We start from the raw sequence: 26491 nt of genomic DNA, 5'->3' as shown, positions 1-26491 counted from the left end.
GCCTCCTACAGCGCGTAAGTTTTTATTAACTCATCGACCAATATTGGTATCGTTTGCGAAGCCAAGCCTTCTCTGGACTCATCAAAAAGCGCGTTCGATACACCAGGTTCCAAGTTAGCTTCGATTGTTTTCGCGCCAGATTCTTTTGCTACTTGAACGAAACCTGCGGCGGGATACACATTACCTGATGTGCCAATGGCTATAAAAACATCAGCACGCATCAATGCATCGTAAATAGTATCCATATACATCGGCATTTCGCCGAACCATACAATATCAGGTCGTAATGTGTTGTTTTTGCAACACGGGCATGACGTTTTACCGTCAAAATCATCAGTCCATCTGGTTCGATGGCCGCTATCACTGCACCGCGCCGACAAAAGTTCGCCATGCATATGTAGGACATGTGAACTTCCCCCGCGCTCATGCAAATCATCAACATTTTGCGTAACTAATAGCAATTGGTCGCCAAGATGGTGCTCTAGCGTCGCAAGCGCTCGATGCGCTGCATTAGGTTGAACTGATGGCAATTGAATCTGTGCACGACGCGCGTTGTAGAAACGATAGACAAGTTCTGGATTAGACATGAATGCTTCAGGCGTAGCAACATCTTCAATGTTATGGTTTTCCCAAAGGCCATCACTATCTCTAAATGTTTTAATTCCAGACTCGGCTGATATGCTTAAACATCAGTGAGTACAACGACATTCATAGAAGTAGTATGATCCATCATAATGTAATAGCCTAATCTACGCGTCTACCGTTACTGGATATTGCGTATCTGCCCCCCACTCTGACCACGACCCATCATACACGGATACCTGGGTAGCACCGCACATTAATGCAGCAAAGCCGACTACACACGCGGTGACACCTGAGCCACAAGTACAAATAATAGGTTTTGCAAGGTCGACTTCCGCTTTATTGAACACATCGCGAAGCTTTTCTACCAAGCAAATAATGACCGTTTTGCAGTAACTCAGTAAAAGGTACATTATAGGCGCCCGGCATATGGCCAGAACGTAAACCTGGGCGAGGCTCGGGTATTTCACCTTTAAACCTCGGCGTACTTCTCGCATCGACAAGTTGCGCTTCTGTATTAAGTGCTTGTAATACTGCACTAGAGTTTGCAAACCACCCAGAGCGTGTATGCGCTTGATAAGTAAAATTTCCAAACTGTCTTTTTTCACTAAGTGGCAATCCGGCATGCTGCCATGCAGGTTGGCCCCCGTCCAAAAGGTAAACGTCCTGATGGCCAATTGATTTTAGCATCCACCATACTCTCGGTGCGCTGTAGATTCCACGCGTGTCATAGACAGCGATAGGCGTGTTGTTAGTAATACCCAATTTTCCCAAATAGTGACCTAAGGCTTCTGCTGAGGGCATACTATGAGGAAATCCGGTACTGTGGTCGCTTCCATCGCCGTCTAAATCAAAATCAACAGACGCAGGGAGCACAAATGACTCTCGCGTGTCAGGTGTGCTTGTCACTGGGTCGTCCATTACTGCACGCATTAACGATATAGGCGTTTCCTGCATCTTTGAAGCAAGTTGCCCAACTTGTAACAATGCTGGCATCATTTGATCACTCCCGCGTCTATCACAGTTTTTTGACTAAATTAGAGCGCGGCGAGTGCTGCGTCGTAGTCTGGCTCTTCTGTTGTTTCAGCTACCTGCTCAGTGTATGCGACCACGCCTTCTTCATTGATCACGACAACGCAACGCGACAACAAACCCGCTAATGGTGCTGATGCAAAAGTAACCCCATAATCTTCGCCGAAGCTAGAACGAAAAGTAGAGCCTGTGATCACGTTTTCTATTCCCTCTGCCCCACAAAAACGACCCGCGGCAAATGGAAGATCAGCAGAAACACAAATAACCACAGTATTATCAAGCTGCGCTGCTTTCTCATTGAACTTACGCACTGACATTGCACAGGTGCCTGTATCAATAGACGGGAAGATGTTAAGTACCACTTTTTTTCCTTGAAGTTCGGCCAACGAAACCTCGCTTAAATCAGCCTTTACTAAGGTAAAAGCTGGGGCATAAGCTCCTACTGTAGGTAATTCTCCAACCGTTTTTACTTCATTGCCTTGAAACGTAATTGACGCCATGTTCATTCTCCTTGTTGTCTGTGTTGAAATAGTGGAACTAAAACAACAGTTTCGCAAATAAAAGTTACTATATTGCGTAAATACGCAGAATAAATAGCCACTGCGAGCCAATACAGAAAACGCCGAAGGTACGTTTACTTATCGACGTCTTTAACCTGTGCAGCGGCAAACGCTAATTTATGCTGCAAATGAGGCTTACCTTTTAAATACTCTCTTCTAAAAATACTAAAATAACGCGCTAACGCCTCAGCCCCTGCTTTTTCACCCGCCAGCGCCAATACGTTAATGCCTACCTCAGCGGTACATTGTTGAAATGCGTGCGCCGATTCTCTAAGCAAATAGTCAGAAGCGGTATCTGCGCTAATGCCGAGCACAGGCAAATTTTGCAGATAAGGGCTTTTAATGAACATCTTTTTGGCTTCACGCCATGTACCGTCCAAGAAAATAAACAAAAGCTTTTTATCCGCTGACGTAGGAGGCACATCAATACACTGCTCGGGCTGCGCATATTCGTGTGGAAATACAACAATGGGAAAGTATTTTTCGCTGTTAAGTAAATTCAAAAGAGCATTATCAGGCTCAGTGCGCTTCCACAAAAAAGCATGGTTATCTGAGACTACATCAGCTATCAAGCGACCAGTATTGGTAGGCTTGTAGTACTCGCCCTTATACATGAGAAACAATACTGCTACGTCTGTGCCACATACGGGCTTGTAGTCACAAATACAGTGTTGTTTGGGGAGTAAACATGCATCGCAACGTATGACTTTACTGCCACGTGCATGAAATGGGCGTACCGCCTTTTTAAGCTCTTCGGTACGCAAAGACATTATCGAATTCAAAGTAGGTATTACTGATTAACGTTTTATGCGCGTGAATGTATCACAAACGTTTAAATTTCTATAGCCATGGCATGGCGGCGTTTTATGAATAAGCCATAATCGTTACCTTTTTGAATCTTATTGGCCGCTTTAGACGTACATAGTCTGTTCTTGATATTACTGTCGAGATGCCAAATGTACTGCGCTGATTGTGAATCTGTTGATGACTACTTTTTCAGACCACCTATTTTTGGATTTTTGTCCCTACAGTAGAGACTTTCAAAAAAGTAGCTGGATTATGTGGGTCCATGCAGTTATCTGCAAAACAAGAGTCTACTCATTGCATATCGTGCGAAGTAAGCCAAAGTACTGTTCAGACTTTTCTGACCTCGTTAAATGGTGCTTTAGAAGCAAAAGAGTCTGAGAATACTAAAGTAACAACAACCTCCCAATATCAAATGCCGAATATCGATGAAATGGCACGTATGATTACGATCGAAGTGCTTATTCATTGTTTTCAGGCAAAATGGCTTGTTGAAAGTGTTGAGAAAGAGCGCTTTGAAACTTGGTATCAGCCCATTGTTTGTGCAAAAGATCAGTCTCACTTTGCAAACGAAGGACTATTTAGAATACGTGACGATCACAACTCTATCGTTCCGCCAGCGTTGGCGTTCAAACTTGCTCAACAATCTGATCTTTTGTTCTCTTTAGATCTTGTCGCAAGAAGGTCTGCGGTTGAGTGTGCGGCAAAGGCAAAGCTGAACGGTAAATTGTTTATCAATTTCAATCCTTCCAGTATCTACGACCCGTCTTTCTGTTTGCGGGCGACAGCGGCGTCTATTCATGAAATTGGTATGCGCCCAGAAGACGTGGTTTTCGAAGTCACCGAAACCCATCGAGCTAGCGACATTAATCACCTAAAGGGAATATTAGCGTTCTATAGCAATGCAGGGTTTAAAGTTGCACTTGATGATATTGGCTCAGGGTGGTCAGGGCTGAACCTATTACAGTCATTGCGCCCAGATTACGTAAAAATTGATATGGAGTTAGTTCGAAACGTTCATCAAGAAACGTACAAACAAAATATCGTTACTAATCTTATTCGTATCGCTAAAGTAAGTGAGATTTAGGTCATTGCTGAGGGAATTGAAACAGAAGAGGATGCAGAATGGCTGCGTGATGCAAAAGCAGACTTCTTACAAGGTTATCTATATGGAAAACCAAAGCCAGCGGAGGTTAAGCTGTCACAAGAAGAAGAACGTGCGGTAGAGACTTCCCTCAAACCCTTGGACAACGCCGCACAAATGCAATAGGTGAATGAATAATCAGTACCCTAAAAACGTGAGATAGTTTGATGCAGTTTGCGTTTCATGGTGGTGATCCTATCGCTTATCCATAAGCGCAATGACAAGTTTTTTGTATTGTGCAGCTGCACTAATCGATATCCCACACTGGGTATGGTTTCAATACACCAACTGCGCGCACCATCCATTTTTATTAATTGCGCGCGCAAACGTGATACGGTGTGATTGATGTTGTCATCGCATACATGCCTACCGTGCCAAACAGCATCTTTAATTGTTTTACGCGTGACCACATGATTTACATTTTTGATGAGTAGTGTGAGTAGAGACGCGCAATGCGGCGACAACACGGCTTCCCTCCCATCACTGGAGCGAAGTAGATGAGAGTGGCTGTCAAAAGTAAGTGTAACCGTTGATTTATCCATACGTAAACCCGTACACAAACACTGTTAATCATGACCCTATATTTTAGTTCATATGTATGACATGCGCGTTCATAAACATGACAAGTAGCGACTAATTCGCGACAAAGCGATGAATTTCATTGCAAAAAAACGTCATACATTTTGTCTGTACTTCGTCGGACCTTTTCATCGGAATTCCCTGTCTCTGTGCCTATTATTTAAGTCTCCAATAAGGTTATTGGGGCTTAAACGAGTTTGAATTTCGAGGGATTTAATGATGAACAAGGTTAATAAAAAACTACTTTCGCTCATAGCGTGTGTTCCGGTTGTCGCGTTTTCAGTTGCCGCAGACAGCGGTTATGACAGCATGATAGAAAACGATCTTATTTCGGTATGTAAAAGCGCAGCACTGAATGATAAACACGGCGTAAGACAGTCTACCAAGAACATCTTTCCAAACACCAAACACACGTCTATTTCGCTAAGAAAGATCTCAGAAGGCCTCGTTTGTAACGGGATGGATGTAACAGAGTTTGCGAGAGTCTATGGTGCAGAAGACACTTATGAAATGTTCCAACGTTTTTCACCGCAGCGAACCAAAATCGAAATTAAAGACATTGAGGTGTCTTATCAACAAGAGAGTTTGGATAACATTACTGCAATACTTAAGTGATAGTGCGGAAGTTGCTTGATAACTTTGATAAAATGGTGCCCGGGGCCGGACTTGAATCTAAATGTATTACATTGATTTAAATAAAGAATAAAAATAAGACTTCGGTTATAGCACCACTCGTAGCACCGGTTCCTTTTTTTGAAGTTTCGGTCTTGAACCCGGACAGAAATGTATTTTCTAACCCATTGATATTTATACGTTAAATATAACAGACATCAATTAATGGCACAGTTCAATTTTGGCTGTGGAAATCGTATTTGCTTTGTCAAATTAGACTCAGAAAAACATAAAACTCAAAAAAGCAATTAATATCAACAATTTAAAATTTCCACCCTAATCAATAATACGTAAAATACTGTCATTAAGCACGCATGATAACGTGATAATACGCATTTATGTACTTAGGTTAATAGGTTTACCATGATTTGCTAAAACTATTCTGACGAATAATATTTTAGATATTATCAACAAGTCTTAGTATCCTTATACTCTATTTAGCAGCAGCCCATTATTGAGAAAAGGAAGACAACAAGCCGCAGTTAACGAATTACAGATCTATTGGTACCTGTCTATTCGTCTGAATTAAGGTCAGTTTCCTACCCAATACGGTCAGTAGGATCGATCATGTTGATCCAAGTGAAAGGAGTTCATGTGAATCAAGAAGGTGATGAGAAATATCCAGCTAGCGCCATATCCTCGTGGAGCGGTTTTGTTTATCAAGGGAAAATTGCACTATATCACTCCCTCAAACTTATATTTGAGGGCGACCTAGACTTCGAGCTTCAGCTAGATAGTAGCGACGACTTCGCTATTTATAAAGGTGGAAAGCTGCACACCGCCCATCAAGTCAAGGCAAGGATTAGCAAATATCGTAATGGCTATATTACGGCGTTGGAGCAGTCGACTCTAATAGAACACGACAAAATCAAGGGTACAACTCGTTACTTCCACGTATCCGTCCCGCTAGAAAATACAGATGATCACAAAGGTGCTAACGGAGAAACAGTGAAATTCTATCGCTACGGAGAAAACTATCATTGCGGACTGGATGAAATTGAAGAGCTGACCAAAGTACTCATAAAAAAAATATGTGACAAACAATCCATCACTGTCAGTGACAACCTTATAAATTTTAACTATTGTTTATTATCAGAAAAAATAAGCACCAAGGCAGTACATACCCATAAATTAAATCAAGTTGAGGGACTTTCAGAGAATAGAGCCGCATACGAGGGGCGTATTGAGGCTAGAAGCATTTTAGATGCTCTTCTGGACGAAAATCCGTATCAAAATAAGGACTACTATGCAGTTGAGCTAAAGGCTGAACTCCTAACATACCTAGAACAGATGCTGGATCAGGCACTTCCACACATGAGTGATGCCACTTATGAAAGAGCTAGACGTTTATGTGGGCACATTCGCGATACTCCCATCAATGAATTAAAAACCCTATGCCAGATGATGAAACCATCTGAGCGTTTTCAAGTTCTTCAGACGAACGACATAAGGCGATATACCAAGCTCATACACGTTATTTCAGTGGAGCCCATATTCAATCATCTACCTCACTACCTAGATAGCGAAAACCGGTTCTACGTACCTACAGCGCTTGACGTAGATGAAAGCGAAGAGTGTGAGTTTGACATGATTCGTGAAATGAAAAACAACGATGATCTGCTGAGACTACTTTTTGAGTACAATCATCTCATTGCTAGTAAAGCAGAAGCCTCATTCACCTTTAATACAAAATTCACAAACTCAGATGATTTGAACAACAGACTGGCCACTGGGAATCTCGAAAGTAACATCACAAAATCACTATGCATTAGCGTAATTACAAAAGATGATGCCGAGCGGAGACTGCATGATAAAACAACTAATTGATGAAGCGCTTATTGCCCATGCTTTTGTGAACAAACATGAACTGGGCACTACAAGCTTTTATATTCGCGAGTCTGGATCTGCCATTAGGTTCGCAGTCGTACATAATTTAGACGATCTTACTGCCCCAGCCAAGTTGAATAACCGAATAAATAACCTTGCTCCTAAGGAATTTCTCAGAAATCCAAGCTTCAAGAAAAACTGTGATTTAATTTGTATTCATCGCCTTAACGTTCTGGCCGATTTCAAGGATCAAGAAGAAGAAATCTTCGCAATCGAAGAAGATCCACATTTTTATAAAAAATATGTCCTCTATTACAGTATTGCTGAAGAAAGCGTTCTCACTGATTTTACCTACGACAAACTTGTATCTGTGATTGCTGACAAAAAAGAATTTATTAATTACAAAGAAAATCCTCTTGTCGCTTCACAATACAGCTTCGCTACCAAGACCTTTATCAAGCTTCCTTTCTTGGAGCTACCTATTCACCAAGGAAACCTCGTGTCCTTGAGGCAGCAAGCAATTGAGGCCGTCGCAGAAGCTGGCCGAAGCGATACGTATGCGACTATTCAGCAAGTCACAAACGCAAATGCCGACGAGGTTATTAAGGAAATGATTAAAAATGAACTGGAAAATATCCAAGATTGAAGTCTCTAGCTTCAAAGCATTCAAGCATATCTACTTGGACCTTGGCGAGTCGGCGTTGCTAACTCTCGATGGCCCAAACGGTTATGGCAAAACAAGCATATTCGACGCCATCGAACTACTGCTTACTAGTCAGATTAGTCGAATACAAAACCTATTCTCTACTTTACTAAGTAATCGCACAAAGAACTACGCAGACAATCTCTTCTGGAATAATCGCTCCGGCGAGAACGACCTCTGTATTAAAATTGAATTCACTAATGATGATCGTAAACTTGTTTTAGCTAGACATTGTCCAACGGCAATATTCAAGAAGCCTGCGAACAATCGTGCAGACAATTATGAAAATTTTAAGCTTTACGAGCTACCGGAATTCGAATCATTTGACTTCACAAAAGCAAATCTGCGCGACAACAATTTCCTTGACGAAGTTTTCGGTAAAAATTTCAGGGAAAACTTCTCCTTCCTTAACTATCTGGAGCAAGGACAAAACCGATTGTTGCATACTAGGGTAGACCAACGTAAGGATAAGCTAGGAAACCTCTTTAATATCAGCGATATCGAAGCCGAGATCGAAAGCTGCAACAACATATACAGTAAACTTACAAAGCACATCAACGATCCTGAGCGTAAGGCAAAAGTCGAGTCACTCAAAGAAGAGATAGCCACCCTAAGAGACACATTACAGGCTGAGGCTGGGATCGTTGGGTACAAAAAGCTTTCGACGACTGTTGTCCAGCCTGGATGGGACAAGGAGAACATCTTTTCGACGTATTCAGCGGTAGATCATGCTGCCTATCAAGAATCAGTTCGCAAAATTATTGCCCTTCTACCGCTCAAAGCCACAATAAAAACTAGGGTTCACAATGAGGCAATCGATGCCGACATCAAACGTAACGAAGAATCTCTGAGAAGCTTAGCTCAGTTCGGTAAAGACCTTAGCAAGCTTGATGGGCTTGAAGCAATCAAGAAGGGGATTGATGAACTGGAGCGTTCAGCGGCTATCATCAAGCGCGGAGCCTCAATGATCAAGGTCGAAGAAGCTCAATCACTACCAAACTGGGCGGATGGGCGCCTTGAGTGGTTTGAGTTACAAATTGAATCCCGAAACAACCTCCGTGATAAAAGCAGCGCCAATGCGAACGCCATAGCCGAATTGGAACGCCTGAAAAGGCAGCTGATTGACGAACATAAGAAGTCCTATCCCGATGATCAGTTGTGCCCTCTCTGTGGGGCGGACTGGGAAGATCACAAATCAATGGTAGATGCAATTGAAGCAAGAACTGAGCAGATCTCTGAATCACTAAGTAAGGACGGTAAGGACTTAGTTAACCTTATCGTCGCCATGAATGCTGAGCTTAAGCTCATCGACACCCATATCCAAGACAGCTTGAAAGTTCTCAAGCCTACATTTGAACAAAATCTCTATACAGAATTGACCAAAATTAAGCTTCGGCTCCCGGCAATAACCCAGCTAATGAAGAAACTGAAAAGCGACAATATTCAATTTACTGACTCATTTACGGAACGTGATGACGTAGTAATTGAGCGACTTGAAAAGCTCAAAGGGATTCTCAGGAATAAAAAACAGGTTGAAGCTGATGCTTTAGCGCTGCCGGAGGACTGGCGAGAAACAACCAGCAGCGCCTTCAAAGACCTACAGGACTTCTACATAATCACGGCTGAAGACTTGAGGGATAAAGAGCAGTACATATCGATTAAAGCTAGCGAGGCTCAAAATGCCAGACTCCAAACCTGTATTTTCGATCTTAAACATATCGAAAATGAAACTCTAGCGGCCCAAAAAGCACAAGATAAAATCAAAAGGCTCCGCGACACACTGAAGAAAACGGAGCAAAGGTATACCGACCAGACTATTGCTGCAATTGAGCTCATATTCCATATCTACAGTGGCCGACTGATCCAAAACTACCAGCGTGGTTTGGGCCTTTTTATCGAGAGCCGCGAAGGTAAACAGCTGAGATTTCTAACTGCCGAGAAGTCCGAACACGACGCAATCATGTCTATGAGTTCTGGCCAAGTGTCAGCTCTTAGTATTGCCTTCTTTCTCTCACTCAACAAGGTCTATGCTGACGTACCTCTCATCTTGATTGATGATCCGTCGCAATCCTTGGATGAAATCAACGTTGCTTCCTTGACCGACCTACTCCGTTGTGAACTCAAACATTGCCAGTTGATTGTCTCATCGCATGAGGACGATATCTCTGCCTATTTGCGCTACTCGGTTCAACAGAGCAGGTTTGAAATCAAGTTCGCTCAACATGCAGCTTTTGGCGAAGGAAACATGATAAAAGCCGATTGCGGCTGCCTGGTACAGCTAGGTTTTCTTGATGCCGATGTGGGTGAGCTGAGCCTCTTCAAGGTGTACGCTATCAGTACGATGCCGTCAGATTATGGAAACAGGTCAAGGGTAGACAAGAAAAGGCAAGTCACGAAGTTGGTTCTGGATGGTTTAGTCGGCAACAACAATGACATTTCAAAGCCTACTACGTTTGCACAGTACACCTTATGCTAAAAAAATAAGTCGTAATTTTTTCGTTGCTGTTTCTGCTGCTGCAGCAGCTTTTTTGTGTGTAAAGTCTGATTTATCAAAAATTGCTTTGTACATTGGCCTGAAAAGCCAACTCCTTAACAAAATTATACTCTACTGTTTTAAACAGATTTTTTTACTTCCGAAACCTTTCATTACTTTCCGAAAGTAACCATTCCTTGAAAGTAACTCTTCCGCCAGCTTAGATTTAAATTGTACTAGCGAGAGAGGTAAAAAGCATGAACAAAAACAATTACAAAGAAGAGCAATTTCAAAGATGGAGAGTTGTTAGCCAAAGAACGGGTTTTTCTAGAGCAAAGCTATACGCAATGCTAGATAAAAATTCCAGGGGCTACGATCCTGATTTTCCAAAGCCAATAAAGTTAGGCAAAGGTGCCGTTGCTTGGCTATCGACCGAAATCGATGAATGGATTGAGAAGAAGGTTATACAGACAAGAGGATTAGTCTCGTAAGGAGGATAAAAATGTATCAAGACACATCAATTCTTACAGAAGATGACCAAACATTCGCTGATTTGGACACAAAAGAATTAGCACAGCTGGTAAGTTCGGGAGCAGAAGCCAATGGAGTCGACCCACTATTAATATTGCCAACAACATTGTCGGCCATAGCTACATCAACCCAAGGGGCTTATAACGTTATTTCGCCGTGTGGCCGAAGTCTACCATTGACATTGAAATTAATGGCGATTGCTCCACCTGCTGCGGGGAAAAGTACAGCATTTAAATTTGCATTTGACCCTGTTCAAAAGTGGCAAGAACAAAAGGAGTCAGAATATGCACGCGCAATGCGTGAATTTGAAGTTCATAACGAAGTATTTGAGTTAGATCTCAAGAAAGCAAAAAGAGAACATGTTTACAAAAAAGATGAAAATGAGAGCAGTACGCAAAAAATTGAGGAGATGCTAAAAAACAGACCCGTACAGCCAAAAAGAACCCGAGTTTTATATGAGTCGGTCACCGCAACGCAGCTGAAAGTTGGTATGCATTTGAATGGGAATAATGCAACCATTGCGACAAGCGAGGGCGGCAATATATCCAAAACATTACGAGACGAATCTTCTTTATTAAACGCATTGTACCAGGGAGAAACAGTAACCTATTCAACTGGTCGAAAGGGCGATACGATAACACTGAAAGATTCGCGCTTGAGCGCCCTTGAGATGTATCAAAGCGATCTCTTCGATGAAATCATGCCCAAATCAAAAGCTATGAAAAGCGGCAATAACGAGAGAAAGCTGGTTTTCATCCAGAATTCGTTACCGGAACAAAATTGCTATGTTGGAAACAAATCAGAAGTCATTGGTAAAGAAAAGTATGATCGGAGAATTCAGGAGTTACTAGATAAATCATCAAAATATATGAAACGCATTGACATGCACTTAGACTTTGAAGCGGCGCAACTCTTTAAAGCTGCCTCATCAAAAATAAGAGGGCAAATGAACGAACAAGGAATCTACGCAGAAATGGGCTCACACGCATTAAGAACAGAAGAAAACATGCTACGTGTTGCAGCAAACATCAGTATCTTTTTTTACCCTGAGTCAAAATGTGTCACTGCTGGTGCAATGCGTGATTCGATTAAAATTTGCCTTAGCTGCTCGAAACAGTATGTCGAAAAGTTTGGTCCTAACAATGATTATCCTCGAGATTTCGATACCCTGTTAGCTTTTCTAAAAAGATTGGTGATAAAACGCAATGAGTACAGCGTTGAAAAAAACATGGTAAGAACTTACGGTCCGAATAGCCTTCGCGAGACCAAAAGAATTGATGTGCTGCTACGAGATATGGAAAGGCAAGGGATCATTTACTTATATAAAGAGGGGAGAAACCCCGAAATGGTTAATTTATCACCACTTCGAGTGAGCTGTGGCGTCGACATGCCAAGGATGTCGCTGAATTTTGTATAATGTGTACTAGTATAATGTAACACGGAATAGGCACCTTATTTTCATAGCCTTTTAAAGTCCGAGGAACCCTGTGATTGGCGCTTAATCTGTTTGGCGCCATCATTATCTCTTTCAAATTCAAAAATTATCGTAGAAAGATTCTCGGCAACCGTTCTTTCTAAGCCAAAATACTTCACCACTAACCCAGTCAAATATCCTTTACTTTCAAATTTATATCTTAAGTCTTTGGCATCATCGTCACTTCCAGAACTATCATTGGCCAGCTTTCGTAAGTATTGTAAGCAAATCTCAATGAAAACAGAATTTGCTGGTTCACCAGCGACCTCAAGTTCCTTGAGAAGCTTTTCTTTATTTTTGAACTTAGGAAATTTCTTGGCATCAAGCGGTAAGGCAAAACGAAGCAAATAGTCTGCGCACTTAACACCACCTTTTTTGCCAGCTGATTTAAGCGCTGCCCGAACATGGTTAATTCTGCCCGATATATATTTTTCAATGTCTTTGTCAGCCGCTACTGAGTAGTAAAACCATTCGTCTATTAAGACCTTAAGGCCTGCTGTCGCATATTCATCACTGAGATACCGCTGTCTGTTTTGTTCAAGCGGCCCTTCAATCTTTTCTTCTTCAATGTCGCGAGCTATGTCAACTCTTACCTCTGCCATTCTAAACGTGGGATTTAAAATAGATTTTTCAATCGTTTCGCCGCGTTTAAGCATTTCATAGTCCACTAGAACAAAAGCAATATACTCAGTGTCAGGTGGATGCTTCATTTCGTGTAAAGAATGAGGGGCGTGATAGTAACGAAGAGTCATCTGACGCTGAATGCCTCCGAAAATGTAGAGCTGGGCAAACTCGGTTTTCAACTCTTCCCGAAAGGATGCAACAGAAAATGATTCTACGTCAGCAAGATCATCACCTATCACTTGATAACCCGAGTAAAAAAAGCGACCTACCTTTTTACCCTCTCTTAATGTTTTGGCTGTTCGAAAATCAATGAGTAAGTGAGTCATCATGCTTAGCTCTTGAAAGCATTCATCCATGTCACGATAAGATGCGAACTGTTTTACTTTTTGTGAATTGGCATATTCTGTAGAACAGTTTATGGCGAAAACGGTACAACCTGCTGGCACTGGAAGTAAAATATTTACCAACTCGTCTTCAGCCAGATGAAACACGTCCTCATCGGTTGGTAATGCCAAGTGATGTTTGACCTCTTCAATACTTCTTAATCTCAAGCTCCTCTACTCCATCAACAATGTACCGACATAATATAAGAGTGACTTTTTCATCAAAGGAGTAGCTGCAGGCCTTAACTGGGAAGACATGCAGGAATTCAATTCCCCTTCAAAGCCCTAGGTTATTAATAATATAAGATCACCTTATTACCTATGGTATGCGATAAGCATCATAGGAATAATAGTCATGCAACACATTACACATCAAACACGATATTTAACCCTTCCAATACTACCTAACGAGGAAGGAATGTACACAGCATACTTAGATAGTAATTGGGCATTGATAGAGTATGCACTTCGGTGCTATTCAAAGGTATTTGCCTTTAGGGTAGACCTGAGGCTACCCGATGGATACAACTATCTGGATACCAATCTTATTACACGGTTCTTTTCTTCATTCAAAGCAATGATAAAAGCACAATATTATGCAAAAAAAAGAAATAATGACGGTTATGTGCATCCTACAGAGGTGCACTTTGTACGTGTTCGAGAGGTGGGGGGTAGTGGCAAGCCCCACTACCATATTTGTATATTGCTCAATGGCAACGCTTATTGGAAATTAGGAAAGTTTGCAGATAGTAACAGTCTATCCAATAAAGTGAATGCTGCATGGGCAAGCGCGCTAAATACGCATTCTAACGATGGTGCTTTATGGCCTACTGATGGCCTGGTAAGCTTTCCAGATTACTGCAGCTACATGCTAGATAGAAGCAAAACAGATTTAAACTACCAAATCTCAGAGCTAAATAAGCGCCTCAGCTATCTTGCAAAAGTAGCCACCAAACCACGAGGTAATGGTATTCGCTGCTATGGAACCAGTCGTATACCGAAACCACAATTCGTTGGCGGTGTTTAGACTACAACACCAGCTCTCTAAAATCCGTATCAACGTCTTGCTGTGTCATGCCGATATAACGAAGCGTGTGAGCCTCTGAGGAGTGGCGCAGCATCTTCATTACCCTGGCAAGGTCATTCGTGGCATTATACAAATGAAAGCCTCGTGTCTTACGCATGCTATGAGTCCCAAGTGAAAGCCCTAGCTCATCGCCTATTTCCTTAAAGGCTTTGCTGACGGCACGCCGGGTAAGCGGACGTGGTGTTTTATTGAGCGAATAGCGACTGCGGTGGGATTGAAAGACATAAAGGTGGTAGGGATTATCGAGTCGGATACGGTTGATGATGTCCATCGCTTTGGGGTTAAGTAAGATGGTCGCTTGCTTACCGGTTTTACTCTCCCTTACCGTTAAGCGGTTACCGCTGATGTGTGAGAACTGGATAGAGAGCAAGTCTGAGATGCGAAGTGCTAGGTTAAGCCCCAAATCCCAGACATCAGCCATCTGCTGGCCATAGCGCTTTTTAAGCAACAGACTCACCAGCTTGATGGTCTCTATATCTTTAATTGCCGAGACTTCTGACATGGTATGTTCCTTTTTTATTGAAATGCGGACATTTTGGGAAGTTAGCGGGCAGTGGCTGCCCTACCCCCTTGGTTTTAAAGGCCTTCAATGTTCCCGTTTGAGCAATTTGAGAACATTGATGCCACTGACTACAACAAGCCGCGTTCGGCAAAGGAGACGCACTCACGCCCTACAACAACGTGGTCGAGTACAGGCACGTCGATTAACGCTAGCGCCTCTTTGAGCTTGTGCGTAATGTCTTTGTCAGATTGGGAAGGCTCAGCGATGCCTGAGGGATGGTTGTGAACCAGGATAACCGCTGCACTGTTGTGCGCGAGAACTGTTTTAACGACCTCTCGCGGGTAAACCGCTGCAGCATTGATGGTACCCCGAAAAAGCTCTTCGAACTCAATAAGGTGATGCTGTGAGTTTAAGTGCATGATACAAAATATCTCATGCCCCAATGAAGTGAGCTTGAACTGCAAAAAGGACTTGGTTTCAGCTGCGGAGCTAAACGCGGGTGATTGCGTAAACTTCTCTTCCAGAATATTAGCGGCAGAGGCCAGAATATCGGTTTCAGAATAGGTGTCGGCTATACGTGGGCTAATTGACATTGTCATTTCCTCAAGTGGTGTTAATGCCAATAGGTAATGTAGGTGCAAAAAAATGACGGATGCGGCATAAGGGACCTTGCGGTCCCTTGTTCAATATTATCGTATTCTTCGCTTAGCCCAATTGTACCCGGCGATTACGCCAGTGATAAAAAGCTCAAGCAATGGTTTGGTTGATGGTATGGGCATCATTGGCGTCCTTCCTTTAATAGAAATTCAAAAAGACTCACACCGGTAATGAACCCGGCAATAAATGCAATTGGCATAATTCGCCTCCTAATCATTTTCGAAAAAACAGGCCTTTGACAGGCTCTGCTTGGCAATGATGTAGGTGTAAAAGTTCTTAGTCTGCTAAACAATGAATTCTCAGCATTTACAAGTTACTGGACAGTTCTAATTCAGATCAGTGGATATTCATAGAGGGCTAAACACATTAGCCTCTCCCAATGATTAATGAATGGTGCGTTATCTATAGCTGGAATTAGGATTATCGACTTTGCTTCATCTTCAGTAATACCTAATTCGAGCAATTGTCGAATTTGAGTTGCAAATGTTGTAATTCTTGTCGCAGCTTCTCTGGAATATACTTTAGCGATATCAAATGATTCAAAGTGAGTTTTTACTCTTGATTTATCGTCGTCTGACCAATGACCAGGAGGTGTTACTTTATATTCAATGACTCCAATATGGTCAAAATCTATAGAGCAAGTAGCACTGATCCACTGCTCATTATAGAATTTCTCATTATCCAAGTATGGATGAAGAACTTGATCTCCGGCTACTCTTGCAAAAGCATCTGCTTTACCATCCATGTTACAATCCCTGCAAGCAGGAATGAGATTTTCGGGTGACACTGAAAACTGGGGAAAGAGTGCTTTGGGAAGATAGTGGTCTAAATTACGGGGTCTTCCGATGCCGCCACAAAATGGACAATGATCATTTGCTGCAACCATGAGTTTGTCATAAACGCATCTGGCTGGCTTTGACTTTTTTACAAAATAGTTTTCATAAAGCTTTAGAAAGTCCTGCTTCTTTAATGTTCCTACAACGTCGGTGTTTCCATCACCGATTACAGCTGGGACTGTATACAACTCACCAGCCCTACCCAACGCCTTGTACTCTTGGTTCGCACTTAAGATGCCTTCACTCTGTTGACGTACTTTATTGGATAAATCAGGTATTCCTGTGATCCCGGCGACTATCTTGTCCAATACATCATCATATCGAATATTTGGCAACGTTAGTCGTTTCATATGCTCTTGGTGTCTCTATCCAAGATTAGAGATTTCAGAACTGCTCTACCTTCAATTCCAAGTTGGTCATCGAAACGTCCCACTATATCTTCAAACGTCCCACCTGTATCAACTTCTAACTGCAATAGGGAATGAAAGCCTGACTTCCAGACCTCTAATCCAAAAACGGCTCGAGTCAGGACTCCAACATTTTCGCCAAATGTTTCCCTATCTGGTCTATCACAGCCCATTTCTAGTCCTACTCGGTTCAGTTTCCATACACATCTGCGAGGGACTTCCTGCAAAACAACTGGAGAATGAGTGGCTATAATTGCAACACCATTTCTACTGTACAGTAAATCGCTTAAAGCTCTTAGAAAGGCGGATAATAGTGGAGGATGTAGGTGACTTTCAGGCTCGTCGATTAAAACTAAAGTTTTTTCTTCAACCAATTGCACTAATCGAGTTATAGATAATAAGACGATTGTATGACCTGAGCTCATCCTTGATATTAGATGAAGCGCAGCTTCCTTTACGTCTTTAGTTGAGCGCAGCTCTGCTAATCTTCCAAGTTGCATCTCCGCAAAGTTTTCATCTGACTCAAGCATCCGTATAGCTTTTAACCATCTTTTTCTTTTTTCAACTTGACTAAAGCAATTACCTAAAGCAGATGTAAATTCTTGATTAATTTCACCGATAGTTTTTAGTGGAGCATCCTCTCCGTCTTCTAATTGATTAATTGATAGTTTTTTCAACCCGACGTAAAAGTAGCATGAACCTTTATCTTTAGACGGCTGTTCCTCTAGCGGCTCAAAAGGGTCGAATGCACTAAAAGCGATAGAGACCGTACCGCCAAAGTATTCATCGTGCAGCTCTCTTTCAGTTCCTCTAGATGTGTCTCTAAAGATTGCGTCATTCGACTCGTACCCAACATGTAAAGACTCAATCATCTTACGAAAGAGTGTGGTTTTTCCAACTCCGTTTCTTCCAATTATCACATGAATGTTTGTGCTTGGTTTTGATTCGGCATAAACATCAAAGTCGAGCTTATAACCTGCTTGCTCAGTTGAACCCACGATTTCAAATAAGAAGTTATAATTAGTTAAAGCCGCATCCCCTTTGATCACTCTAGTGAATTGTTCAGTGATAGATTGCCTACTCACAGTTCTCAATAAACTATCTTCGAAAACTGATTCGTTCTCTACTTCTTCTAGAATATTAAGATACGGAATGTCACGAAGAGCTGTGAGAATTTCAGTTTTTAACTCCTCATCTAAAGAATTAAGAGACTTGTAGTATTCTACATCTTGACCTAATGAGAAAAATTGGTCATCCAACTGTTGAAATGGTTCATTGAGTAATGCAGATGTCTGTGGTTTTGGTTTTCTATCTTGCCCCAGAAAACCTATTTTAACTGTACCTATTTCTGTCTTTTGTAATGCGTCATCCACAACAAATAGAGTGAATAGCGTAGAAAAGCTGTAATCATCCCAACTATCAATAACAAGATATGCAGCGCTCTTTCTCGTAGTACTTATTTTACTAGGGTACTTTATAACAAAAAAGTCCATCAATAATGCTCTTCAATGTAGCTGTAGGCTTTCTTAAATAGCTCTTTATCTCTACCCAAACCAAATTGCGCAAGGGTTAACATCAATGCCTTCTGTATTTCCCTGGGTCCACTATTAGAGTTTTGCCAGCCTTCGAACCGTGTCGCTTTAACGATTTTATCGATTTGCTCTACCACATCACCGATTAGCTTTGGTGTTGTTTCGGGGCGCGTTTCTAAGAATAGTTTTGTTAATGCCTGTTTGTTATCTTCTTCTGTGACAATCTTTTCATAGGTCTCACGCTCTGCTTGCACTGTGTCCTTAGCAGTGTCCAAAAGGCCTTTTAACCAATCTATTGCTTTAATCACCCCAGACTCATAATCCTGGCGTAGTTTTTCTAGACGTTCACCCAGCTCCACAAATTTGGGATCGTCACTGCCTCTCAAACGGCCCATCAGATCGATTTCAATTCGCTTAGCTCGTTGCTCTTGCTCCTTTTCAGTCAGCGTGAAAATAGCATGTTCATCCATAACGAGCTCATCGATATCATCCCGAATTCGGTTTATATCTGTGTGCTCATGGATCATTTTTACGGTCTCTGGACCAAGTGCTGCCCATACTAGGGCTCCGGTTTGTCCTACCGGACGCACGGATTCATAAATTTGTGCAAGCCATTTGTAATCATTGCGATAAGGATTTAAGAAAACATCAGGATTAATGGCAGACCAGAGTTTTGAAAGAACCCCAAAGCTTTGAGCAAATTCATCACGTTTTTCATTGGTGGGTAAGCATTCTTGTGCAGCCATTATTCCCTCAAACCCTTCCAGGGAACGATCAACATCTGGAAAGAATGCTAAACACCTTTCAAGCTGGCTCGGTAAAAGCTCTTTAAAGGCTTCGATGCCTTCAACAACACCATCGATTTCGTCCGGGTTATAAGCAAGAGCTGTCCTTAAGTTCTCAAAGACACCGAGATAATCAATTATCAGGCCCATATCTTTTCTGGTTTCATTAGTCTCATATAAGCGGTTCGTTCTGCACATCGCCTGCAAAAGCGTATGATCACGAAGAGGTTTATCCAAATACATGCAATAACATATTGGTGCATCAAAACTAGGTTAGTAATTTTGCAGTAACAATAATCAACTGAAGTGGATGCTTTGGATCCTTGTAACTTTCGATGAGATTATTCTGAATTTGTTCTTCGGCATCAATGTGCTGCCATCTTTCAAAGTCACTTTGCTTGACTGGCAACTCTAATTCATCATGCCACTTTCGCCAGTCCTTATTTACCTTATCCTTTTTGTCACCTTCAAGCGCTTTTACAGGAGCTTGGTCGACATTCATTACCACTTCGACTGCTTCGAATCCAAGTTTTTCACCAAGTAAATAGTACATTTGCACACAAGCATCACGGTCATAAACGACCACCATACCTTTCATCTTTTTCGGTTTTACATGACTACTAAAATGCTCTGCAATGTCTTCACTTACAGCTGCCATTCGCTTAGGTGCTTTGAGCATTAATGCTAACTTTCCTGCACGCTTTGAAAGCGCGGCTTTTTCTTCTTCATCTAGGTTATTGTTTTCGGCGAGCTGCTCAAATTCTTGGTTGATGGCATCGCGATCAACGCGAAGCTCAGCAAGGCGCGGTTCAAACTTTACTGGGTTGGTCGCCCCGTCACGAATCGATTGCTTATAGCTGTAGCGATTCATGTAGCGTCCGGGATCCTCTTCCGCACCAAATAACTTGAAAGTATTGCGGTCAATGCCTGAAATTGGTGTGCCAGTTAAACCATAAAAGTGTGCGTTAGGTAATGCCCAGCGCATCTTCTCGCCTAAACCACCTTCTTGGGTACGGTGAGCCTCATCCACTAACACAATTATGTTGTCCCGATTATTGAGGCCGTTAGGGTTACTGTCATCAATATCCACATCTTTAAACTTAAAGATGGTGGTAATTAAAATGCCACGGCTATCTTGCTCAATATGTTCGCCCAGCTTTTTGCAGCTTCGTACTTTGATTAGGTTTTTAACGTCCGCACCACCAAAGGTCTCATTGATCTGGCTGTCCAGGTCACGCCTGTCTACCACAACCAATACGGTTGGGTTATTAAGCTCATTGTCAGCACGAAGCATCTTTGCAGCGTAGAGCATCAATAGAGATTTACCCGAACCTTGGAAGTGCCATATAAGGCCTTTTTTCGGATAGCCGTTACGTACTCGATCAACAATCTGCTTAGCAGCTTCAAATTGAGGGTAACGCGGGAGAATTTTAATTCGTTTAGGGGGCGTGTTTTTGCCCGTTTTGATCGCTGAGAATAGAGCGAACGACTCAAGTAATTGCAGTAAGGTTGTTGGATTTAGCAAACCCTCAGCGCTTTGTAAAACGGAAGCCATTCCAGACATAATTTCTTCACGCTGATCTGTGTTGTGCCATGGCCCCCAATCTTTCACTCGGGCATTGATTGCACCATAAGCAAAGGTTTTGCCTTCACTGGCAAAACACAACAGGTTAGGTACAAAGAAGGGCTCTACGTTCTTCCAATAGTGCTTTTTACCGCCCATAAAATCGGCGGCGCCATCTTGCCAGGTAACGCTCGGGCGGGTAGCGGTTTTCACTTCGCCCACTACTAAAGGGATACCATTCACATAAAGCACGATGTCAAAATAGGCTTCGGTAGCCGCGATGTAATGCACCTGCTGCGCTACTACAAAGTGGTTATTATCAAGATTATCGTAATCAAGCAGGTTAATAGTGATGTGATCGCCATTCTCACCAAAGGGGAGGCTTTTTTCCGCCATGAGCCATTCTTGGAAATTTTCGTTAGCTTTAACTAAACCGGTATTACGTGCTTCAAGTATCAGCCCTCGAAGCTTATGGATGACTTCATCCGCATAATCCGGCTGTTTGGCGATATCTGGGTTTAACGAACAAAGCGCATCTTTAAGCCATTCATCGACAAAGATATCCTGCGCTTTTTTTGGCAGGCTCTCGCCATGGCAGTAAGTCCACTTTACTCCGCTTAAACCCTTTAAGCGGTCAATAATTCCATTTTCTGTGACGGTTTGTTCGTTAAACATGATTTATTCTACCGTTTGATTTATCAGTGCTTTTTTAATAAATGTCAATGAAACATGTTTATTGTTCAGCAGAACCTTTTGATTGCTGAATTGCTGCTCAAAACCAATAACTATATGACGCAATCCGTCCTCGAGAATAGGAACACTTAATGGGTTAATGTGTTTGTTATTGAGCTGAGGGATGCCTGAGTTGTCAGATATGTTATGAAGCCCATACCATTCTAAAAATATTTTTACATACAAAGGCTCTACTTCTCGGCACCTCAACGCCATAATATTTGTGTCTACAACACCTTTTGCAGCAAGAATACCGACTCTGTTCTTAAAAATTGCAGCACCACGCTTCGGAAAAACAATATATCCAGGTTCCAAAATATTTAATTTTTGGTTTTGTTCTGCAAAATTAAATTTTTCACTTGGAATTCTTAGGTTTGCGTGATCAATATTGCTATTGAAGTCGTCAACTTTAAAATATGCCAAGTCTCCATCCTGGTTGAACTCAATTTTAGAAGGTGCATATCCTCCAAAGATGTCGAATACATCCGACCCTTTTTTCATGCAATTCTGATCCGACTCACCAAATATTTTGGAATATACTTTTGATCTGACATTTTCGAGTGATTCAATAGAATTATTGACCAAGCCTAATAGGATCTCAATCTTCTTAAGTTTTTCGAGTAAATTTTCTTGTATGTTTCTATTTGGAAATGGAAACTTTTGTTCGCAAAGGACTTTCCATTTGATTGTTGGCGAAAGTGATCCCTCGGAAATTTCTACAGCTCGGTTCATAAACACATCTGACTGCATAAAGAATGGCAAAAATTTAGGTATGACATTTTTGGTGTTTGCCTCAAGTACCATGGCATGTGCCGAACAAATACAGTCCCACTCTGCCACCGCCACTTTGCGCTGATAGGCGCGACGCTTACCAAAAATAATTTGTCCTTTCTTAACTAACAGCTTTTGTCCTTCAACGTCACTAGGCACACCATGACGCTTTATTTTCAGACTATCTGGATCCAAATGCTCCAACCCGACATAGATTTCAAGGTCGGTTTCACTGGGCTCGACACGCTTTGAAATATGTTTGGCGATGTCGCCAAACTTCACCATTTGCCAGCCATCAGGTAGTTGTTGCTCTGTCATTTACTGCTCCACCTTGCTAACTTCAGTCTCAAACACCAGCTCAGCAAGGCTTTTAAAAAACTTATTGGTTTGCTTTTTCAATTGCACCCGGCTAACTTTCCACGCCTCGATGGCATGCTCAATATCGTGTACTTCGTCATTGTTTTGTGCCTGCACATACAGCGGAATCGACAGGTTGTAGAGGTTCTCTTTAATGGTATCGATATTTACCAAGGCGGTGATTTCACTTTGCTGCTCTGGTGTAAAATAGGCCTCGCATAACACGGATAAATCCTCATCCGATAAGCGGCTGTGGGCGCGCTCGCGAGTTACGTTCTCCAAACCATTGATAAACAATACCTTGTTTTTTCGCTCAGCAGGCTTATTGCAATTGAGCACCACCACGCAGGATTCCATCGGTGAGTTGTAAAACAGATTGGGGCCAAGGCCAATCACCGCTTCGATAATGTCGGACTCTATCACTTGTTTACGGATGCTTTGCTCTGAATCACGGAACAGAACGCCATGTGGCCAGAGCATCGCGGCTCGGCCCGTGTCGGGTTTTAGGCTTTTGATGATATGGGTGTAAAACGCATAATCCGCGCAGCCTTGCGGCGGTACGCCATAGAGGTTACGGCCGTAAGGGTCAGCGGCAAACTTATCGCGGTTCCACTTTTTAATGGAGTATGGTGGGTTAGCGAAAATCACATCAAACTGCTTGAGCTGATCGTTTTCAATAAACTTGGGTTCAGCTAGGGTGTCGCCACGCAGCACATTGAACTCTTCAATGTCATGCAGGAACATATTCATTCGGGCGATGGCTGAGGTAAGCAGGTTCACCTCTTGGCCATGGAGATGCACGGATCTCCATTCTTTGCCCTGAGAGCGTAAATCCATTACCGCATTAAGCAACATACCGCCGGTGCCGCAGGTGGGGTCATAAGCCGTTTCACCGGGCTTTAAGCCCATGATGCGCGTCATTAAATGCACGACGGTACGGTTGGTATAAAACTCAGCAGCGGTGTGGCCGGAGTCATCGGCGAATTTTTTGATTAGGTATTCGTAAGCCTCACCCAGATCATCCTGAGCAACCGATTTAATGCCCAGCGGAATTTTGCTGAAGTGCTCAATCAGATCGGATAGCAGATGATCGGGTAAACGCTCTTTGTTAGTCCACTGGGCATCACCAAACACCCCATGTAAACGGGGGTTGTTGGCTTCAATTAAACGCAGTGCATTTTGAATAGCCTCACCAATGTTTTTGCTGGTGTGGCGCACTTTTTCCCAGCGGGCTTCTTTGGGAATATCAAAACGGTGGAACATGGGCATGGCGGCGTATTCGGCATCGCCTTCATGGATCTCCAAGGCTTCGGTGTATTCTTCCAAATATACATCCGACAGGCGCTTATAAAACAGCAGTGGGAAGATGTACTGTTTGTAGTCTGAAGCGTCGATTTGGCCGCGCAAAAACTCGGCCGCGCCCCATAGCAAGTCTTCTAATGTCTTTTTACGCATCTCGATAATCCATGTAATGAAGCGCTTCAAGATTAAAGTTTATAAATTCGCCAGTTGGGTTAGGGACGGGCGCCGTATCAGTAAGAATAAATATGTTTTTAGGCTTCCGATCAGCTAACCTTTCAAGCTTCGCTAACTCAAATTTATTTAATACGCATGCTTCTATTGCTTCATTTGAAATAAAGAACGTTGGTCTTTTTATTAACTCTCCACTCTGTAATGGCTTATCAAACCTAACGAAAAAACCATTACCGTCGTTACGCTTATTGAAAAACGCCTTACCAAAATAAATACGGTAATCATCCTCTAAGCAACTGATATCTTGTTCATCTACCTTTATGAATAGGTCACTTAGACGAATGCTATCGCTTCCAGGTAGTTCGATATCAAACTCTTCCTCATTTAAAAATGCTGAAACCAAACTACTCAATGTTTTTGTAGTGGTAACTACTCTCTCGCCGTCACCGCTTTGCCCTCTTCCTCGACTAGGACCATTTCCTGTTATTACTCCTCCACTTAAACCTCCTTTAGATGATTTAGGTTTCACCGCTGGCGGATTTGACAAATTGAGTCTAACTAGTCCTTGGATCGGTACGTCTGTCCCGTAAGGACTATCTGCCTCTCCCACAGGTGATGGACGCTCTCGAATTGCCTTCCCTATCTCACAATCTGTTGAGTGTTCCTCAACAGCTTTAAAATACGGGTCACGTTTTCTGAGTGCTTTAGGTCGGTTTAAGTTTGCACAGATTATTTGAGCAGAACAGTTTTCGTCACTACATTCGAATTTGTACTTTGAGACAATAGAACCTTTTTCGAAATGATGATCCGCATCTTGTGCTGTAATGTCTCTTTCTAAGTCAATAGAATACGCTTTTTCTAGTTTCATACTTCGAAGCCCTCCTTAATAAGCAAATCTTCTAATTCTTCCTCTGCTTTCTCAAGAGCTGAGAGTTTGGTTTGAAATTCTTTTAAAGCTTCTTCTACCGTTATAGTTTCTTCTTCTAGTGGCTTCTGCACGTAGCGAGCTATATTGAGGTTGTAGTCGTTTTCTTCTATTTCACTCAACTGCACCCACCGCGCGACACCTTCAATTTCATTTGCTACGAGGCCTTCGGACTCTAGATGATGATAGATTTGATAAATCTCGTCCGCTTGATCGTTTGAGAGAGTATTCTGCGCACGCCCTTTAGTGAAGATTTCTTCCGCATTAATAATAAGTACGTGATCTTGATGACTGACCGGACGCGATTGGCGTAACACTAAAATACATGCAGGAATACCTGTGCCATAAAATAGGTTTGACGCTACACCTATGATTGCTTCGATGCGGTTTTCTTTTAAAAGCTGTGTACGGATCTTACCTTCTGCTCCGCCCCTAAATAAAACACCATGTGGCAGGACCACAGCCATGCGCCCTTTGTCATTTAATGAGGCAAACATATGCTGAACCCAAGCAAAGTCACCGTTAGTTTTAGGCGCTAAACCATACTGCTTTCGGCCATAAGGATCGTTAGCCCAAAGATCATAACCCCATTCTTTTAAACTAAACGGCGGGTTTGCAATAACGCAATCAAATGTTTCGAGGCGGTCACTTTGGATAAACTTAGGCTCTCGGAGTGTATCTCCGCGTATTATTTCAAAATCTTCCTGGCCATGAAGAAAGAGGTTCATACGAGCAATAGCTTCGGTGGTTAGGTTCTTTTCCTGGCCTTTGATTTTGAGCAGGCGTGGGTCACCACCGTTTTCTTTTACGTGATGAATGGTTTCTAGCAACATACCGCCTGTACCACAAGCAGGATCGTACACGCTTTCACCTGCTCGTGGGTCTAGAATGTTAACCATTAAGCGAACTATGGTTCGAGGCGTATAGAACTCACCTGCTTTTTTATTGGCTTTATCCGCGAAGCGTTTGATTAGGTATTCGTATGCACGCCCCATATCGTCATCACGTACTGAAGCTACACCAAGATTTACCTTGTTGAAGTGATTTAACAAGGTCGCCAGAAGCTCATCGGATAGTCGTTCTTTGTTGGTCCAGCTCGCATCACCAAATATACCGTGTAGTTTCGGGTTTGCTAACTCTATCCCCCTGAAAGCTTCTTTGAGTGATTGCCCTACATCTTTTGTTCGATTAAAGACGTGTTTCCAATGACATTCCTCAGGTATTTGGATTCGGTGGAACATGTCGCCTCTGGCCAGCTCTTCATCCCCCACTTGTTCTAATGCTTCTTGAAATTCTTCGTCATACACATCACATATACGTTTGAAAAATAAAATAGGGAAAATATATGTTTTGTAATCAGAAGCATCGATGGGCCCGGTAATAATATGTGCCGCATGCCATAAATGTGCTTCCAAGTCTTTTAGTTTTATAAGGGTCATCTATTACCTTGTAATTATTTGTATAGTACTGAATAT

21 protein-coding genes and 3 pseudogenes are annotated in these 26491 nt (G+C 42.3%); 8 read left to right on the top strand and 16 right to left on the bottom strand.

Annotated elements, in window-relative coordinates; genetic code table 11:
* Positions 1 to 5: 5 nt before the first annotated feature.
* The 5 genes and pseudogenes from cobB to V6N89_RS10370 form a co-directional block, all read right to left on the bottom strand.
* Positions 6 to 733: pseudogene (cobB, locus tag V6N89_RS10390) on the bottom strand (Sir2 family NAD+-dependent deacetylase).
* Positions 734 to 749: 16 nt separating this feature from the next.
* Entirely contained in the window at positions 750 to 932 is a 183-nt protein-coding gene (locus V6N89_RS10385) for a sulfurtransferase (RefSeq protein ID WP_338517479.1), read from the bottom strand.
* On the bottom strand, positions 922 to 1581 hold the full coding sequence (locus V6N89_RS10380; RefSeq protein WP_346993732.1) for a sulfurtransferase: 660 nt from the start codon (positions 1579 to 1581) through the stop codon (positions 922 to 924). The genes V6N89_RS10385 and V6N89_RS10380 overlap by 11 nt, the downstream gene beginning before the upstream one ends.
* 38 nt (positions 1582 to 1619) lie before the next feature.
* Positions 1620 to 2114, bottom strand: coding sequence for a thiol peroxidase (tpx, locus tag V6N89_RS10375; RefSeq protein WP_346993731.1), 495 nt, complete (start codon positions 2112 to 2114; stop codon positions 1620 to 1622).
* A gap of 134 nt (positions 2115 to 2248) precedes the next feature.
* Positions 2249 to 2944, bottom strand: a complete 696-nt coding sequence (locus V6N89_RS10370) for a tRNA-uridine aminocarboxypropyltransferase (RefSeq protein WP_338517476.1) — start codon at positions 2942 to 2944, stop codon at positions 2249 to 2251.
* Between the two features lie 299 nt (positions 2945 to 3243).
* Between V6N89_RS10370 and V6N89_RS10365 the strand changes: the two are divergent.
* A pseudogene (locus tag V6N89_RS10365) lies at positions 3244 to 4248 on the top strand (EAL domain-containing protein).
* Positions 4249 to 4268: 20 nt separating this feature from the next.
* Here the strand turns inward: V6N89_RS10365 and V6N89_RS10360 are convergent.
* Positions 4269 to 4664 (bottom strand): winged helix-turn-helix domain-containing protein, encoded by a 396-nt coding sequence (locus V6N89_RS10360; RefSeq protein WP_338517475.1) that lies wholly within the window; start codon positions 4662 to 4664, stop codon positions 4269 to 4271.
* 253 nt (positions 4665 to 4917) lie between these two features.
* Between V6N89_RS10360 and V6N89_RS10355 the strand changes: the two genes are divergently transcribed.
* From V6N89_RS10355 to V6N89_RS10330, 6 genes are all read left to right on the top strand, one after another.
* Positions 4918 to 5316, top strand: coding sequence for a DUF3718 domain-containing protein (locus tag V6N89_RS10355; protein WP_338517474.1), 399 nt, complete (start codon positions 4918 to 4920; stop codon positions 5314 to 5316).
* Between the two features lie 651 nt (positions 5317 to 5967).
* Positions 5968 to 7200 (top strand): ABC-three component system protein, encoded by a 1233-nt coding sequence (locus tag V6N89_RS10350; RefSeq protein WP_338517473.1) that lies wholly within the window; start codon positions 5968 to 5970, stop codon positions 7198 to 7200.
* Entirely contained in the window at positions 7181 to 7846 is a 666-nt protein-coding gene (locus tag V6N89_RS10345; protein WP_338517472.1) for an ABC-three component system middle component 1, read from the top strand. Before V6N89_RS10350 ends, V6N89_RS10345 begins: the two co-directional genes overlap by 20 nt.
* Positions 7821 to 10379, top strand: coding sequence for an AAA family ATPase (locus V6N89_RS10340; RefSeq protein ID WP_346993730.1), 2559 nt, complete (start codon positions 7821 to 7823; stop codon positions 10377 to 10379). Before V6N89_RS10345 ends, V6N89_RS10340 begins: the two co-directional genes overlap by 26 nt.
* 254 nt (positions 10380 to 10633) lie before the next feature.
* Entirely contained in the window at positions 10634 to 10867 is a 234-nt protein-coding gene (locus V6N89_RS10335; RefSeq protein ID WP_338517468.1) for a helix-turn-helix transcriptional regulator, read from the top strand.
* A gap of 11 nt (positions 10868 to 10878) precedes the next feature.
* Complete coding sequence (locus V6N89_RS10330) at positions 10879 to 12324, top strand: DUF3987 domain-containing protein (RefSeq protein WP_338517467.1); 1446 nt, start codon at positions 10879 to 10881, stop codon at positions 12322 to 12324.
* 41 nt (positions 12325 to 12365) lie between these two features.
* Here the strand turns inward: V6N89_RS10330 and V6N89_RS10325 are convergent, their stop codons facing one another.
* Positions 12366 to 13556: a hypothetical protein gene (locus V6N89_RS10325; protein WP_338517465.1), complete on the bottom strand. Its 1191-nt coding sequence runs from the start codon at positions 13554 to 13556 to the stop codon at positions 12366 to 12368.
* A gap of 187 nt (positions 13557 to 13743) precedes the next feature.
* On the opposite strand from V6N89_RS10325, the gene V6N89_RS10320 reads away from it, so the two are divergent.
* Positions 13744 to 14415, top strand: coding sequence for an inovirus Gp2 family protein (locus V6N89_RS10320; protein ID WP_338517464.1), 672 nt, complete (start codon positions 13744 to 13746; stop codon positions 14413 to 14415).
* Position 14416: 1 nt separating this feature from the next.
* On the opposite strand, the gene V6N89_RS10315 is transcribed toward V6N89_RS10320, so the two are convergent.
* The 9 genes and pseudogenes from V6N89_RS10315 to V6N89_RS10275 form a co-directional block, all read right to left on the bottom strand.
* On the bottom strand, positions 14417 to 14977 hold the full coding sequence (locus V6N89_RS10315; RefSeq protein ID WP_338517463.1) for a tyrosine-type recombinase/integrase: 561 nt from the start codon (positions 14975 to 14977) through the stop codon (positions 14417 to 14419).
* Positions 14978 to 15105: 128 nt separating this feature from the next.
* Positions 15106 to 15570 (bottom strand): RadC family protein, encoded by a 465-nt coding sequence (gene radC, locus V6N89_RS10310; protein ID WP_338517462.1) that lies wholly within the window; start codon positions 15568 to 15570, stop codon positions 15106 to 15108.
* 395 nt (positions 15571 to 15965) lie between these two features.
* Positions 15966 to 16820, bottom strand: a complete 855-nt coding sequence (locus V6N89_RS10305) for an HNH endonuclease (RefSeq protein WP_338517461.1) — start codon at positions 16818 to 16820, stop codon at positions 15966 to 15968.
* Positions 16817 to 18370 (bottom strand): ATP-dependent nuclease, encoded by a 1554-nt coding sequence (locus V6N89_RS10300; RefSeq protein ID WP_338517460.1) that lies wholly within the window; start codon positions 18368 to 18370, stop codon positions 16817 to 16819. Before V6N89_RS10300 ends, V6N89_RS10305 begins: the two co-directional genes overlap by 4 nt.
* A pseudogene (locus V6N89_RS10295) lies at positions 18370 to 21433 on the bottom strand (type I restriction endonuclease subunit R). Before V6N89_RS10295 ends, V6N89_RS10300 begins: the two are co-directional and overlap by 1 nt.
* Positions 21434 to 21436: 3 nt before the next feature.
* Entirely contained in the window at positions 21437 to 22579 is a 1143-nt protein-coding gene (locus tag V6N89_RS10290; RefSeq protein ID WP_338517459.1) for a restriction endonuclease subunit S, read from the bottom strand.
* Positions 22580 to 24073: a type I restriction-modification system subunit M gene (locus V6N89_RS10285; protein WP_346993729.1), complete on the bottom strand. Its 1494-nt coding sequence runs from the start codon at positions 24071 to 24073 to the stop codon at positions 22580 to 22582.
* Entirely contained in the window at positions 24066 to 24959 is an 894-nt protein-coding gene (locus V6N89_RS10280) for a hypothetical protein (protein ID WP_338517456.1), read from the bottom strand. Before V6N89_RS10280 ends, V6N89_RS10285 begins: the two co-directional genes overlap by 8 nt.
* Complete coding sequence (locus tag V6N89_RS10275; RefSeq protein ID WP_338517455.1) at positions 24956 to 26455, bottom strand: type I restriction-modification system subunit M; 1500 nt, start codon at positions 26453 to 26455, stop codon at positions 24956 to 24958. Before V6N89_RS10275 ends, V6N89_RS10280 begins: the two co-directional genes overlap by 4 nt.
* Positions 26456 to 26491: the final 36 nt, after the last annotated feature.

The organism is Alteromonas gracilis, from assembly GCF_036870955.2.
Classification (GTDB): Bacteria; Pseudomonadota; Gammaproteobacteria; order Enterobacterales; family Alteromonadaceae; genus Alteromonas; species Alteromonas gracilis_A.
Note: the sequence above shows the minus strand (reverse complement) of the source record. Positions and strands in the feature narration are given on the sequence as shown.